Below are 14,345 nucleotides of genomic sequence, written 5' to 3'. Positions count from 1 at the left end.
ATTAGCACTACTGTCTTTTATACGTAGGCACCAAAATCGTTGGTACGAGGATAAAGTGGATATAACTGTCATCATATTTCTGCTGGTCTATCTGGCATTAGCACTCGGCCATCTTCCTGGTTTTCGTGTTGACCGAACGGGCGCGGCCGTCGTTGGTGCTGTCGCCATGATTGGCTTTCAGAGGATTACCGATGAGGCTGCCTGGAATGCAATCGATTATGAAACGGTCGGCTTATTATTCGGGCTAATGATCGTGTCAGGTGCTTTTTCCGTTTCTGGGTTTTACGCATGGCTCGCCAGTAAAGTGGCCTCGATGGATGTCTCTCCTCCGCGCTTGCTTGCGCTGCTAGTAATAACGGGGGCAGGCCTGTCGGCGGTGCTAACGAATGATGTCGTCGTGGTTGCCATGACACCGTTGTTAGTGTCGATAACCCTCTCTCGTGGACTTAACCCAACGCCATTTTTGTTGGCCTTTTGCTTTGCGACCAATACCGGTTCGGTAGCCACTATTATTGGCAGCCCACAAAATATGATTGCAGCCCAAGCGCTGGGCTTATCGTTTACCGGATTTATGAAAGTTGCACTGGTACCTGCGCTGCTTTCCTTACCACTCGTTTGGGGCGTTGTAGCCCTGCTCTATCGAGGCAACTGGAAGCTTGCGCCGCATAATCCGAGTGTGCCACGTGAGCCACCAGCGCCGATAGCATCAATGGACCGACTAGAAACCCTTAAAGCCGCGATTGTGACTATTGGTGTAATTTCTGCTTTTGTATTTTCAGACTTACCTCGCGAACTTATTGCTCTGTCAGCAGCGGGTATTATTCTGGTGAACCGCCGCTTATCTTCCAAGGAGGTGCTCGGCACGGTTGATGGGAATCTGCTGCTTTTATTGATGGGATTGTTTGTTGTGAATGCAGCCCTCGCACAGACAGGACTACCGCAAAAGATCATCACCGAAATGCAGGCGGCAGGCATCGATTTTTCCGACCCAACAACACTTTTTATTGTCGGCTCAGTCTTAAGTAATGTTATTGGGAATAATCCTGCGGTAATGCTGTTGGCGCCATATTTACAGCATTCAGGGGATGTGGATGCGCTTGGTGCAGCGCTGGCATTGAGTACAGGCTTTTCCAGTAACCTCATCATTTTTGGAAGCCTTGCGGGCATTATTGTGGTGGAGCAGGCGGCAAGTCGCGGCATCACCATTAGCATGCGTGAATTTTGCCGTGCAGGCGTTCCAGTTGCCGCCGCTTGCATAGTGCTAGCACTCGCCTGGATAACACTACTGACCGCGTGATCATGGCTGCTCGTATTTTATAGCGGTCTTCATAATCTCCGATGCAACACCCACGTTGCCAAGCAATTTATACGAGGCATGGGTATCACCACACGCTATTTCCCGAATATTGACGCCCCGGACGATGGTCAATCGATCACTTCGAACAGGCTGACGATCCAGATCACCTGAAACAGGAGCGCAAATACAACGAACCCCGCCTGATAGCGTTCCGATCGCCAGACCAGCGCCAATATGGTTCCGGCAATCAGCACCGCCTGGCGAACCGGGTAATACCAGCCATAGTGGGCTGCATAATAGTCACCGCCCTTGATCAGGGTGTCGATAACATCGACGACCAAGAGCACTAGCAGCAAAACATAAAAGCTCCGGCTGCGCTTTTGGAAGTAATCACCAAACCCCTGATATTCGTCCATGCGATCCGGAAACAGAACCGCCGACAAGGCTGCAAACAGGCTAGCGTAGAATATCAGGAAGAAATAGATTGCGAAGGACCAGTTCGGGCGATGGGCGAGCGCGAATTCAAACCACCAGAAATGAATAATGAACAGTAGAAGGAATAGCACCCAGCCTATATGTAGGAGATAAATTTTCTCCCGCCCCGGATGTTGAACGAAACGCGTGAGGCCGATAATCAGGCGACTAACGCTGAGCCCCAGCACCATTCCTACGATGATGCGGATATGCGTAAAGATTTCTCCGCTGGAAGGAACGTGCGGCAACTCGTTCATGTCACCTCGCGATGCTGCAACTGGATCAACATACGCAGGTTATCAAAACCTGCTTTTTTTGTATTTCTTTCAGAGTCAGACCAATGGATGTTTTCATGCATATATTCCACAAGCCTATTGAGGCTGCAACATCACTTCCCGACGGTATCAGTTCAATTATCCCAGGAGAAGCTCTTTGTTTTAATACAGTGTAATAAAGTTATCTGAATCAAGCCCTTCGCCTAGTGAGATTCCTTTTTCTCTTATGACGCAAGCGGGGTGGAAAACTGACGATATTTTGCCAGAATATTTCCAAGCACAAAAAACGCCGCTCGGCATGACCCGTAAGCGGCGTTTTATCAGTATTCTTGGTCGGAGTGACAGGATTCGAACCTGCGACCTTTGCAATCCCATTCCATTTAATCCATATTTAAGCAGAAACAAAAAGGAACAATAAACAACATCAACATATTGAAAAGTAATAAATTAATCATGAATCATAGTTTTGCCGTTGTTTCCCACTGTACCCCGTTATATTCTATTTTTGCTACCTATTTGCTACCTAGAAAGTAAGAGACCAATCATGACAACCACGGGAAAAATGAAGCTAACCGGCACAGCGCTTGAGCAGCTAACCAAGGAGCCGCCGAGCGATAACGTCTTCGATACTGAATTGGCTGGTTATCATGTGAGGCCGGGCAAACGTGGTTTAACCTTCCGCTTGTTTTATCGCACAAAGACAGGTAAACAACGCATTCTTACGATTGGCCGTTATGGCACATTAACAGCGACCCAGGCGCGCAAAAATGCTACTGAAGCGCTAGCTACCGTAGCTCAAGGTGGCGACCCGCGTGCGGTGCTAGAGGAAGCAAAAGCTGAGGAACAGCGCCAGCAAGAACAAACGCTGCGAGCATACCTAGATGGTCCCTACTCTGCTTACCAGAATCGCAAGAAGGACGGCAAAGGAACTTTGCGCCGAATCCAAAAGGATTTTTCTGACTGGCTAGATAAGCCGATGAGTAGCCTTACTCGTGTGGAAGTTGAACGCTGGCAAGCTCACCAAGAAAATAAAGACAAGCCACTGGCCTTTAGCAGCCTAAAGCGTTCTTTTGACGCCATGCACGCTATGCTGATGCACGCCACAGAGCGCCAAGTAATACCTGCTAACCCACTCGCAGGCGTCAAGCTACAGAAACCAGCGATGAATGACGACGATATGGCCGATCAAGCGTCTCAACGTCGTTATCTAGAAAATGATGAAGCCGAGGCGCTATTTGCTGGCCTGGACGCGTACCAAGAGCAGAAATGCGAGCAGCGTCGCCGAAGTCGCGCCCATGGGAAATCATACCTACCCGACTTGGATGGCTTAGTTTATGTTGATCACGTTAAGCCATGGATTTTGACAATGTATTATACCGGCTTTAGGCCCGGCGACATAACTGGCCTTCGCTGGGAGCACGTCAATCTCACCTTTGGCACGATCCGCAAGGTGATAGAAAAAACGGCGCATCATCACCCTGAGCCAATGACTTTCCCTTTATCCTCAGCGGCCCTTAATATACTAACCATCTGGCACCAGCAACTGGGCGAACCGAAGACAGGCTTGGTGTTTGCTTCTCAGCGCAATGGGCAGCGAATGGATAGAACAGCCATGCAAAAGCCGTGGGCAAGAATACGATCACTTGCCGACCTGTCAAATGACCTAGTTCTATATACACTTCGCCACAACTTCGCGTCCCAACTAGTTATGGCTGGCGCTGACTTGCTGACCGTTTCGAAGTTAATGGCACACAGCGATATCCAGACAACTATCAAGTATTACGCCCATTTACGGCCAGATCATGCACGAGACATTGTTGAACTTTTCGCACAGCAAATGAACATGCAGGATAATCTACTTATAGCAAACCGACATAACGTAGCAAATAAGATTGCTTAGTGGCTTCCTTTAAACCACTACCACTACACCTACCCTTCCAAGCATGGTCATTTTGATTTTCGACCCAAGGAGTTGATCATGAAAATAAGTATCGACATTGACGATGAACTATACGAACAAGCTTTAAAAGCAGCTGAGCCTAGGCTGGATAATACATCAGATATTTTTCATGAAGCTTTGAAAGCCTATGTGCATATCCAAAGTGCTAATCGCCTAGCAAAATTAGGCGGCAAAGCTACAGTAATCCCAGATATATCAAGGCGTCGTGTCGAACCTCCAAGGAAGTGAAATAATCATGAGACTACCTGGCGCCATTAAGGGCAGCTGCTCTTCAAAATCAGCTATCGGCCAAGAGCGGAAATTTAGTAAGTTTTGATATAATGGGTAGTTTGAGCGGTTTGGCTACTCCGCGCCTTCTGTAATATTTAGCTAGGCAAATATCAAATAAGCCAAGAAAAAACTCGTTACCTTTCTCTGTTCACCCTTCGCAAGTCGTCAATACCTACAGATAGCTGTAATCACAGCGTTGGATCCTAGATCAGAACGATAACCAGCTAGTGATTCTATCTGGAGGGTGGCCGTCCAGAGCTTGAAAAGACGCTCAGCGCGGTCACTGTGACTAATATCAGTCCCATACCCAGAATTTGCGGCCCTACCAAGGTTCCGCTTAACACCACGACGCCGAACAGCGTCGCGGTGACCGGTTCGACCATTGCGACAACGGAGGCCACGGCCGGGGCAGTATGTTTCAAACCAATGATATAAAGAACAAAAGACAAACCTGCGCCGAGTACACCGAGTACTGCGAATAGCGGCCAATCCGGCGTGCTCAGGACAGCAACCGTCTGGCCAACATCACTCGGCCAGATAAGAATACTGGCAAGTACCATAAGCGCGATAGAGAGAATAGCCTGCGGGCTACCGTGTGGCGCCGCATACTTGAAGCCGAAAATGAATATTGCGTAGGACAGTCCGGCAAGCAGACCAGCACCTACACCCATCGCCGTAACGCCACTCGCACCGACGTCATAAATCAGTGTAAGCAATACGACACCAAGAATCACTACTGCGATCGCGGCCCACTTCAGCGGCGTGGGACTTTCGAGCCTTAGAGCGAAGGATACGAGATATACGAAGACTGGGGCGCTGTACATCAATGTAGCCGCAACAGCAACGCTACCGTGCGCAATGCTTAAGAAATAGAACGAGAAGTTACCCCCTACGCCGACACCGGCGATGACTGACCAGAACCATAACCGGCGTTTTGTCAGGCCACTACTGTGTGGACGCAGTATTAGCCAGATGAGGACGCACAGTAGTCCGATCGCACCCGGTAGAAGGAAACCACGAACGCGTCCCAACCGTCGGCTATAAGGATTCCGCCGATCCCGCCAGATAACCCCCAGAAAAGCGCCGCCAGCACCACTAAAATTGTACTCGCACCCATCCTGTAACCTCGCTTCTCGTGTTGAACTAACATCGTTGACGGCGGAGAAGGGCGTCATGGGACCCTGCTCCGGGCCGCTGAAAGCAGTGCGTCGGTCACTGCCAGAGTATCAGGTAGGGCCGTCTGTACGCCAGCCAAGCCACTAGGCAGGAAAACCTTCATTTTCAGTTAATCCCCATAAGCCATCCTATCCAGCATCGAATCAGGAGTGCTGGAAATGCGAGCTATGAACAGGCCGATACAAGAGGCCATGTGCTTTAGGCTGGTGCAGTGGGTACTATTACTGGGGTTGCTAAGCGTTACCACAGTAGCCACTGCACAATCTTTTTTTGGCCAGCAGGAGAGCGTTCTTCCTCCAGAGCAAGTCTTCAAGCCAACACTTAGCCATGATGGCGAATCTCTGGAGATTGATTGGCAAATCGAGCCCGACTACTACCTTTACCGCCACCGTTTTTCTGCTGAAGCCGATGGGCGTGAGCTATCGCTGAATATCCCTGACGGGGAAACCATTGAGGACGAGTATTTTGGACGCTCTGAGGTTTATCGTCATTCGTTGAGTATGATCACCCAGCCTGGCAATGCTGAAACAATTACTCTTCGCTGGCAGGGCTGCGCCGATGCGGGCCTTTGCTATCCACCTCAGGAACAGACCTTTGACTTAGCGTCTGCTGGCCAGGACATAGCCAAAACGGATGAACCATCGGATGCCACGAACGAATCCTCATTTGAAGAAAGCCCTACTTCCGACCCAGAAAATACGTTGGCAGAAGACCAGCAACTGGCGGCGCAACTGGCCGGAGGTAATTGGTTCTGGACGTTGGCGGCATTCTTCGGCATGGGGCTGTTACTGACGTTCACGCCTTGTGTATTGCCGATGATACCGATCCTTTCGAGCCTGATCGTGGGGCGACGAGAGGTGGGCGAGAGCCACCGAGCGGCAGGCTTCGTGATGTCTACTGCCTTCGTCCTGCCCATGGCGGCCACCTATGCGTTACTCGGCGTGGCCGCTGCCATGGCAGGCGCCAATCTACAAATGCTATTTCAGAACGTCTGGTTTATAGGCCTGTTCTCGCTACTGTTTATCGTTCTCGCCCTGGCCATGTTTGGCTTGTTCGAATTAGAGCTACCGAGAGCGCTTCGCCAGCGGCTTGATGCAGGCATGGCGCGTCAACGCGGCGGGCGTTTAAAAGGGGTTGCCATCATGGGCGTGCTCTCTGCACTGCTAGTGGGTCCCTGCATGACCGCACCGCTAGCGGGAGCGCTACTGTTCATTGCCGATAGTGGCAACCCCTGGTTGGGCGGCGCAGCCCTGTTATCGCTTGGACTCGGAATGGGCCTACCACTCATCCTGATCGGCACCGTGGGTAGCCAGCTTCTACCTAAGCCGGGTGCCTGGATGATTCGCATCAGAGCGCTTTTCGGCTTTGTATTACTGGGGATGGCGATTTGGTTTGTGGCTCGCGTAATACCTGATGCCATCGTTCTCGGCCTTTGGGGCGCTCTAACACTTAGCTTTGCGATAGCCCTCATGTCGCTTGCTCGGAACGAAGGCCTTAGTGGCATCACGCCTCAAGTCTTGACGGCCAGTGCAGCAAGCATAGCCATATGGAGCGCGCTAATGTTAATCGGCGCTGCCGGCGGTGCCTCTGATCCTTGGCGTCCGCTAGCGATTTTTACATCAACTAATGGAGGCTCAAACACAGCAGATTCGATGTCAAATAATGAGCAACCGCTTACCTTTGATGAGGTTGAAGATCTAGCCACGCTTGATGCCCGTATTGACCAAACCGGGGTTAGCGGCCAGATGACGCTCGTCGAATTTACGGCCGACTGGTGCATCTCTTGTAAGGTGATCGAACAGGAAGTTTTCGCTGACCCCACTGTTCAAGCCGAACTGGAGAATGTGCAACGGTTGAGCATCGACGTAACTAACTACGACGCATCTGACAAGGAGATCATGGAGCACTTCGGCATCGTTGGGCCGCCAACGCTAATGTGGTTCGGCTCTGACGGGCACGAGCGGCGCAGTGCGCGCATTATCGGCGAACTAGATGCTGACACATTTCTGAAGCGCTTCGATCAGGCCAAACAAACCGGCAGCAGTACCACTGGAGGTGGTTCATGAGTCCTCTGGATCGCAGCCTCGTTATCGGCCCGTTAGCTCTGAGCGTAGGGCAGCTTTTGCTGATGCTTTCGATAGTTATCGCACTGATCATCGGAGGCTGGCTAGGCCGCCGTCGAAAGGTCAATGTTGGCGATAGCATCTTCAATGCCATGCTCTTGGGTGTGATCGGGGCGCGACTTGTTTTCATCGTTCAATATGGCGAAAGCTACGATACGTTCTGGTCGTGGTTTGACATACGCGATCGCGGCTTCGAGCCGCTAGCGGGCCTTGTCGTCGCCTTGGTTTATCTTGCTTGGCGGCTATGGCGCCAACCTCGCGAGCGCGGTCCTCTCGGGACAGCCGTAATATCAGGGGCTCTGACCTGGTCGCTGACGGCGGGGGCGCTGACACTCATGGTATCTCAAGGTGCTAGCATTCCTTCGACGGCGTTAACCACGCTTAAGCATGACGAAGTGACTCTTCCCACTATGCTAAGCGAAGCTGATCGCCCCATGGTGGTCAATCTTTGGGCCAGTTGGTGCCCGCCGTGTCGACGCGAAATGCCTGTATTTGAGCAGGCTCAACAAGAGCGAGACGACGTGACGTTCGTGTTCGTCAATCAGGGCGAGAGCCTCAGCACCGTTAGTGCCTTTTTACAGCAAGAGTCACTCACCCTCGATAATGTCTACCTCGACCGGAACAATGCGCTCGGCCATGACGTGGGTGCCATGGCCATGCCCACCACGCTTTATTACAACGCCGATGGCACGCTTATCGACACCCACTTTGGAGAGCTGTCTCGCGCCACGCTCGATCGCAGTCTTGCGCGTTTCAACCTCTAACTCACCTCACTTTGGAGACAACACACATGGCCGCTTTCAACGCCTGTATGACACCACTACGCCTCACACTAACGCTTGGGACTAGCATCGCGCTGGCAACAAGTCTGCCTGCAACTGCCGCTGAGTGGCCCGCCCCTATTCAAGAGCTCGAACAGCAAGGTCTCACGATTCATGGAGAATTCGATGCGCCGGACGGGCTGACTGGATATGCAGGTAGTGCTCGTGGCCAGACGATTGCGGCATACCTTACCTCGGGAGGCGAGCATGCGCTAGTTGGTACACTGATTAATGCCGAGGGTCAGGACGTATCAGCTGAGCGGCTAGAGCAGCTCGTCAACGGCCCAAGAAACGCCGAGTTATGGCAAGAAATGGATAGCCAACACTGGGTGCGCGATGGCGATAAAGAGGCACCCCGTATCGTATATACCTTTAGTGACCCCAACTGTCCTTACTGCCGCCAACTGTGGGAAGACGCCCAACCCTGGGTTGAAAGTGGCGACGTTCAGGTTCGTCATTTGATGGTAGGTATTCTCAAAGCAGACAGCCCTGAAAAGGCAGCCGCGATACTCAATGCGGATAATCCTGGCGAAGCGCTGGCTGAGCATTACCGCAACGATGCCATGCCCGAAAATCAAGGGGATGACCAAAGCGAGCAGTGGGTTAGCGAAAACACCCAGCTAATGCGCGATGGCCAACTCTTCGCAACGCCAGCGACCTTTTATCAGGATGACAACGGTGACGTGCACAGTGTGATGGGTGCTCCCTCGCCCGATAAGCTTCGAGCCATTATGGGGAGTGATTCACCTTAATCTAAACGGGTTCAACCCGAAGTCAATTGAAGCGTCACTCGTAGCCCAACACCATTGCCAGATGCGAACGTCACTCGGCCTCCTGCCCGGGTGACAATCGCCTCGACGATCGAAAGACCCAAGCCACTACCTTTAGGATGATCTCCCCGATGAAAGCGCTCCGTCAGTCGGGAGAGGTGTTCGGCAGCAATGGTTTCACCCTGACTAGTGATATCGATGACTGTCATTCCCTTTGATTCCTGTACGGAAATCTCTATCGGCGCACCGGGTGCGCCGTGACGCATCGCATTTTCGAGCAGGTTGCGTAGAACCGTCACGAGAAGCGGCTCAGATAGGGCGACATGTACTTGGTTAACGCCTTGGGGATAATGACAATGATCACGGCTACCGGTTTCTGTCATCGCAGCCACCAGTGCCCCCCCAAGAGGAGTAGGATCAGGACGACGGGCACGTGTGATGTCCTCACTTTCCATTCGCGCCAATAGCAAAAGCTGACCAAGCGTTTTCGTTAGTCGATCTACCCCAGCTTCAGCTTGCTGCATCGCTTCGTACTGCTGGTGACCGTCAACACGCCTCGCGATTTGCAGATGTGTGCGAACGGCAGTTAACGGTGTACGAAGTTCGTGGGCAGCATCGTCGGTAAAGCGCTGCTCCAATTCAAGCATACGTCGCGTTCGTGCCAGTAGCGTATTGAAACTATCGATCAGCGGGCGAATTTCACCAGGCAATCCATGAAGAGGTAGTGCCGAAAGGTCATTGTGTTCGCGCAGAATAAGTCGTTGTTGTAACTTGGCAAGCGGCGCAAGTCCTCGTGTTACCCCCCACCATAGCGCAACAAGACTGCCCACCAGCGCCAGTAGAAATGGGTAAAGCGCGGCCCGGCGAACCTGCAGCAGCAGTGCTTCTCTCTCTTTCAGACGATCAGCCACCGTAATACGCTTGTCGTTATCAACTAACGTGTAAACTCGCCAGCGCTGCCCGTTGTGCTCGCGATAACGATACCCCTCAGCCTCAACGGCAAGCACGTCGTTCATTTCCGGATGCGTACCCGCCACCACTTGACCACGAAGCGATGATACTCGACAAGCGATACCATCCAGCGAAGGAATCGTTGGCGTTTCATCTTCTGTACCTTTCCAAGACGTTGCTGGCACGCGATCCAACAAACCAGCCACCATTCGCGCCGATTGAGCCAGACGCTGATCCAGAGACTCTTCCAACTGCGCCGACAGGTCGCGCATTGACCATATGGCAGTGATACTCCATAGCAGCACGAGAGTAATTCCAAGTGTAGCAACCAGACGTAAGCGCAGATTCATGAGGTCGCATCACTGTTGTATTTGCCAAGTCGATAACCCAAACCTCGCACGGTTTCGATCACGTTGCGTCCCAGCTTGCGACGCAGTTGGTAGATGTGCACATTAAGCGCATTGCTTTCGATCTCATCATCAATACCGTAAAGGCAGTCCTTCAATTGATCGGCGCTCAGAATTCGCCCGCGAGCTCGAATTAATGCTTCCAGCAGCATTAACTCGCGTCGCAACAGGACGACGGGTTCTCCATCCAACGTGACGCTACGTGTGACGGGGTCTAATGCCAGGCTGCCGTGACGAATGGCGTGATCCACTTGCCCTGCCGTACGGCGTAATAACGATTGGAGCCGGGCTGTTAACTCGTCAAGATCAAACGGCTTGACCAAATAGTCGTCTGCGCCTCCCTGAAGGCCCTCGACGCGGCTCGCTACCGCATCTCGAGCCGTTAGCATCAGCACTGGCGTCGCCACGCTCGCATGACGCCAATGCTTCAATAACGTCAAACCATCTCCATCGGGCAATCGACGGTCGAGAATAACAGCATCGTAGTTAATGGTGGCTAGCGCGCCTTTCGCAGTATCCAAGGTGGTGACGGTATCAACCACAAAGCCGCTCAGTGCCAATCCTGCTTCGACGCCAGCCGCTACCGGGGCATCATCCTCGACCAGTAATACCCGCATACTTACTCCTCAAGGTCATAGAAAATGGTTTCTATCAGCAGTATGCCATTAGGGGATGAAGTTAATATGAGGCAGCCCCATTTTGCAGCCGATAGATCGAAACCATCCAAACCAACAACTAAACAGCATTATGTAATGCCAAAAGCCGCCATTATCCACATCCACGCTTCATTTACAGTTAATGTTCATCATGCCTAATGAGCTTTTGGTCGTATAGTGAGTAACGTTTCTTATGAACTCTTGCTTTGTAAAACCTGCAGTCAGTGGTCGACTGCTTCGCTGCGTATTCATGGTGGCATTGTGGCTTGCTTCATTTTCGGCTTTTGGCGAGACCTCACGGCCGCCAGGACATTATCTATTGCCTGAAACCGGCAATATCGTGGGTGAAGCTTATACCGTTCAAGTAGAGAACGAAGAGGATACCTTGCTCGATATTGCTCACGCGCACGGTGTCGGATATGAGGAAATTCGACGGGCCAATCCTGACACCAGTCTTTGGGTTCCCGGTAAAGGGACGCAGGTTCAAATTCCAGCGCAGCACATACTGCCGGATGTAGAGCGTAAAGGAGTGGTTATCAATATCGCGGAGCTGCGGCTTTACTACTATCCCGAGGTGCAAGATGGAGAAACACCTCGCGTCGAAACCTACCCCATTGGCATCGGCCGCGATGGATTCGATACACCATTGGGGATTACCAAAACCACCATGCGCCTTGAGGACCCCGCTTGGTATCCTCCCGAATCCATTCGCCAGGAAGCTGCTGAACGCGGCGATCCACCGCCTGACGTTGTTCCGCCAGGGCCCGACAACCCCCTCGGTCAGCACGCCATTTTATTGGATATTCCTGGCTATTTAATCCACGGCACTAATCAACCAGATGGCATTGGTATGCGCGCCAGTCGAGGTTGTATCCGTATGCACCCCGACGATATTAAAGCCGTATTTGAGCAAATACCCAACGGTACCCAGGTCAATATTATCGATGAGCCGATCAAGCTTGGCTGGGACATCGACCACTTGCCGCACTTGCAGGCATTTACGTCGCTTAATGAACAAGAAACAAGCATGAGCGACTTGCTGGGTATCGTTGATAATGCTGACGAATTGCCGGAAACAACGCGCTCAAACATTGATTATGAAGTGATGCAGAAAGCGCTTAAAAGGGGTAGTGGACGTATAGAGCCGTTAATTTAGCCCGCTTTTTAGTAAAATCTAGCGGTTGTGATGGGCTCAAATGTGGCCAAGTACTTTCACGAGTGATGCCGTCATGTCCATCTCCAGGTGAATTGCGCCCTATTCCCCAGTCCTCCATGCAAGTCATCGTTTACGGCGCTCTTAAGGGATAAATGGAGCATACAAAGGGAATAAAGTATAGTGGTAAGCAATATTCAGCGCTATAGTCGGGCGGTAACCAGCGCGAAACTCTTTGCAGTTGGTTAGTTAAACCCAGGTTTTAAGCCAGGTCATCGCATATAATCCCAACTTTGCTAAATGCATTAAGCACGAAGGCTTCACAAGGTCCACTCTCATTTTTTGATTTAGGAGGTTTGAAAGGATCGGCAAACTCTGGGCTATGGATGGCCAGTTTTTGAACGACACCTTGGACGAGCCGCACGCTGGAAAGCCTTAGAGGCGTCGCAGTAGCCAGCTCAGCAATAGCTCACTCGGGCACGATGGACACTGCTTAATGAGTACCGTAATCAACTGCGATTAGGTTCTTTATCATTCGTCCTTCAGCGGTAAGGTCAAATACACAATCCATTGATTTGACCTGATTGGCGGCACGAGAGAGACGCGGAGCGGTCGACGATCACTCAGTCCACGCGACATCATAAAAACGCATCACGTCTCGGCGTACTCCCACTTTTCTCAACGCCTCGCAAGTGACCCACCCTCTCCAGTAGCGATTCAGCGAAAAGCTTCTTTAATCTTGTCTCCGCGACTTCGAGTTCGTTGAGTCGCTTGGAACCTGGCTAGCTCATTCCACCCAATTCGCTGCACCATAAGTAATAACTTGCTTCCGAGAAACCATGCCGACGGTATGGCTCATCAATAGGCAGCCCCGCATCTGCTTCACCCAAGAGACCTATGAACTGTTGTGTGCTAACGCGCATGCATGTCCGTTCTCCTTGCTAGTAGGATCGAAATCTAAAGTGTAGCGCAACCCAATCAGAGGGGGAGATGTCACTTTTACTTGATGTTTGTATAAACATGTTTCATTGTTTTCTTGTTATTCCAATATGGTCTAGGCTTGTAACTAAAATGGAGAATGAGGAAGAATATGCGTAATTTCCGACACTCACCAGGCAGGCCGGACGTGGCCGGCTTTTACGATCAAAGAACCTCAAGCGTTCAATATATTATCAGTGACCCTGCGACACGGCGCTGTGCCATCCTTGACCCTGTCTTGGACTTTGATGAGAAGTCAGGGACCACTGCAACCCACCATGCTGATGAGTTACTAGATTACGTCGCACGGGAGGGGCTCATCGTTGACTGGATACTCGATACGCATCCACACGCCGACCATTTTTCGGCAGCACAGTATCTTAAGGAAAAGACAGGGGCACCAACGGCTATAGGAGCTTACGTTACGCAAGTGCAAGCGCTATGGAAGGATATATACAACTGGCCCGACTTTCCGGATGACGGCGGCCAGTGGGACCACCTTTTTGTAGAGGGCGATACTTTCCACGTGGGCGAGATAGAAGGCCGGATTATGTTCTCGCCCGGCCATACCAAGGCGTCGATCACCTACGTCATCGGCGATGCGGCGTTCGTGCACGACACGCTGTTTCAGCCGGATGGCGGTACGGCCCGTGCCGATTTCCCTGGGGGCAATGCTCACAAACTCTGGGATTCCATTCAGGCCATCCTGGCACTGCCGGACGACACTCGGCTCTTTACCGGTCACGACTACATGCCCGGCGATCGCGAGCCAGAGTGGGAAAGCACGGTGAGTGTCCAGCGCGAAACCAATATTCATCTCCAAGACAGCCCGACAGCGGAAAGCTTCATCGCTTTGCGTAACGAACGTGACGCCAAGCTGCCCATGCTGAAACTGATCCTGCACGCTTTGCAAGTCAATATCCGGGGCGGCGACCTGCCAGAGCCAGAGGATAATGGTCGTCGTTACCTGAAGATTCCCCTCGATGCTCTACCGGGGGCCGCCTGGGATGATGAGGCGCGTTCCTAAAGCGACC

The 14,345-nt window shown here is 51.9% G+C and carries 11 protein-coding genes and 2 pseudogenes; 8 read left to right on the top strand and 5 right to left on the bottom strand.

Annotated elements, in window-relative coordinates; genetic code table 11:
* The first annotated feature begins 55 nt into the window (after positions 1-55).
* Positions 56-1,297: an ArsB/NhaD family transporter gene (locus tag INT20_RS02460; RefSeq protein ID WP_172116562.1), complete on the top strand. Its 1,242-nt coding sequence runs from the start codon at positions 56-58 to the stop codon at positions 1,295-1,297.
* Positions 1,298-1,425: 128 nt separating this feature from the next.
* Here the strand turns inward: INT20_RS02460 and INT20_RS02455 are convergent, their stop codons facing one another.
* A complete protein-coding gene (locus tag INT20_RS02455; RefSeq protein WP_193053513.1) occupies positions 1,426-2,028 on the bottom strand; it encodes a hypothetical protein in 603 nt (200 codons plus the stop codon).
* 562 nt (positions 2,029-2,590) lie between these two features.
* Here INT20_RS02455 and INT20_RS02450 point away from each other — a divergent pair.
* Both INT20_RS02450 and INT20_RS02445 read left to right on the top strand, forming a co-directional pair.
* The gene (locus tag INT20_RS02450) at positions 2,591-3,946 is read left to right on the top strand and encodes a site-specific integrase (RefSeq protein ID WP_193053512.1); all 1,356 of its coding nucleotides are present in this window, start codon (positions 2,591-2,593) and stop codon (positions 3,944-3,946) included.
* Between the two features lie 78 nt (positions 3,947-4,024).
* Entirely contained in the window at positions 4,025-4,234 is a 210-nt protein-coding gene (locus INT20_RS02445) for a type II toxin-antitoxin system VapB family antitoxin (protein WP_193053511.1), read from the top strand.
* Positions 4,235-4,509: 275 nt separating this feature from the next.
* Here the strand turns inward: INT20_RS02445 and INT20_RS02440 are convergent.
* Positions 4,510-5,393: pseudogene (locus INT20_RS02440) on the bottom strand (DMT family transporter).
* 226 nt (positions 5,394-5,619) lie between these two features.
* Here INT20_RS02440 and dsbD point away from each other — a divergent pair.
* Genes dsbD through dsbG form a run of 3 tightly spaced genes read left to right on the top strand, consistent with a single transcriptional unit; the run spans position 5,620 to position 9,148 of the window.
* The gene (gene dsbD, locus INT20_RS02435) at positions 5,620-7,518 is read left to right on the top strand and encodes a protein-disulfide reductase DsbD (RefSeq protein ID WP_193053584.1); all 1,899 of its coding nucleotides are present in this window, start codon (positions 5,620-5,622) and stop codon (positions 7,516-7,518) included.
* Positions 7,515-8,339, top strand: a complete 825-nt coding sequence (locus INT20_RS02430) for a TlpA disulfide reductase family protein (RefSeq protein WP_193053509.1) — start codon at positions 7,515-7,517, stop codon at positions 8,337-8,339. The genes dsbD and INT20_RS02430 overlap by 4 nt, the downstream gene beginning before the upstream one ends.
* 26 nt (positions 8,340-8,365) lie before the next feature.
* On the top strand, positions 8,366-9,148 hold the full coding sequence (gene dsbG, locus INT20_RS02425; RefSeq protein ID WP_226911995.1) for a thiol:disulfide interchange protein DsbG: 783 nt from the start codon (positions 8,366-8,368) through the stop codon (positions 9,146-9,148).
* A gap of 11 nt (positions 9,149-9,159) precedes the next feature.
* On the opposite strand, the gene INT20_RS02420 is transcribed toward dsbG, so the two are convergent.
* Positions 9,160-10,467 (bottom strand): ATP-binding protein, encoded by a 1,308-nt coding sequence (locus INT20_RS02420; protein ID WP_193053508.1) that lies wholly within the window; start codon positions 10,465-10,467, stop codon positions 9,160-9,162.
* A complete protein-coding gene (locus INT20_RS02415; protein WP_087108432.1) occupies positions 10,464-11,141 on the bottom strand; it encodes a response regulator in 678 nt (225 codons plus the stop codon). The genes INT20_RS02420 and INT20_RS02415 overlap by 4 nt, the downstream gene beginning before the upstream one ends.
* Before the next feature lie 289 nt (positions 11,142-11,430).
* Here INT20_RS02415 and INT20_RS02410 point away from each other — a divergent pair, with 289 nt between their 5' ends.
* Positions 11,431-12,336 (top strand): L,D-transpeptidase family protein, encoded by a 906-nt coding sequence (locus tag INT20_RS02410; protein WP_226912021.1) that lies wholly within the window; start codon positions 11,431-11,433, stop codon positions 12,334-12,336.
* Positions 12,337-13,037: 701 nt separating this feature from the next.
* Here the strand turns inward: INT20_RS02410 and INT20_RS18025 are convergent.
* Positions 13,038-13,256, bottom strand: a pseudogene (locus tag INT20_RS18025) (transposase); the annotation flags it as partial.
* Between the two features lie 167 nt (positions 13,257-13,423).
* Between INT20_RS18025 and INT20_RS02405 the strand changes: the two are divergent.
* Entirely contained in the window at positions 13,424-14,338 is a 915-nt protein-coding gene (locus tag INT20_RS02405; protein WP_193056385.1) for an MBL fold metallo-hydrolase, read from the top strand.
* Positions 14,339-14,345: the final 7 nt, after the last annotated feature.

This window comes from Halomonas citrativorans (genome assembly GCF_014898005.1).
GTDB lineage: Bacteria > Pseudomonadota > Gammaproteobacteria > Pseudomonadales > Halomonadaceae > Vreelandella > Vreelandella citrativorans.
The sequence above is the reverse complement of the archived record's forward strand: the minus strand, read 5'-3'. Positions and strand labels throughout refer to the sequence as shown.

What these genes read in the sequence shown, in the direction of transcription:
- INT20_RS02430 (WP_193053509.1), top strand. Translation starts at nt 7,515, where the DNA reads ATGAGTCCTCTGGATCGCAGCCTCGTTATCGGCCCGTTAGCTCTGAGC.
- INT20_RS02455 (WP_193053513.1), bottom strand. Translation starts at nt 2,028, where the DNA reads ATGAACGAGTTGCCGCACGTTCCTTCCAGCGGAGAAATCTTTACGCAT.
- INT20_RS02405 (WP_193056385.1), top strand. Translation starts at nt 13,424, where the DNA reads ATGCGTAATTTCCGACACTCACCAGGCAGGCCGGACGTGGCCGGCTTT.
- INT20_RS02450 (WP_193053512.1), top strand. Translation starts at nt 2,591, where the DNA reads ATGACAACCACGGGAAAAATGAAGCTAACCGGCACAGCGCTTGAGCAG.
- INT20_RS02415 (WP_087108432.1), bottom strand. Translation starts at nt 11,141, where the DNA reads ATGCGGGTATTACTGGTCGAGGATGATGCCCCGGTAGCGGCTGGCGTC.
- INT20_RS02410 (WP_226912021.1), top strand. Translation starts at nt 11,431, where the DNA reads ATGGTGGCATTGTGGCTTGCTTCATTTTCGGCTTTTGGCGAGACCTCA.
- dsbD (WP_193053584.1), top strand. Translation starts at nt 5,620, where the DNA reads ATGAACAGGCCGATACAAGAGGCCATGTGCTTTAGGCTGGTGCAGTGG.
- INT20_RS02420 (WP_193053508.1), bottom strand. Translation starts at nt 10,467, where the DNA reads ATGAATCTGCGCTTACGTCTGGTTGCTACACTTGGAATTACTCTCGTG.
- INT20_RS02445 (WP_193053511.1), top strand. Translation starts at nt 4,025, where the DNA reads ATGAAAATAAGTATCGACATTGACGATGAACTATACGAACAAGCTTTA.
- dsbG (WP_226911995.1), top strand. Translation starts at nt 8,366, where the DNA reads ATGGCCGCTTTCAACGCCTGTATGACACCACTACGCCTCACACTAACG.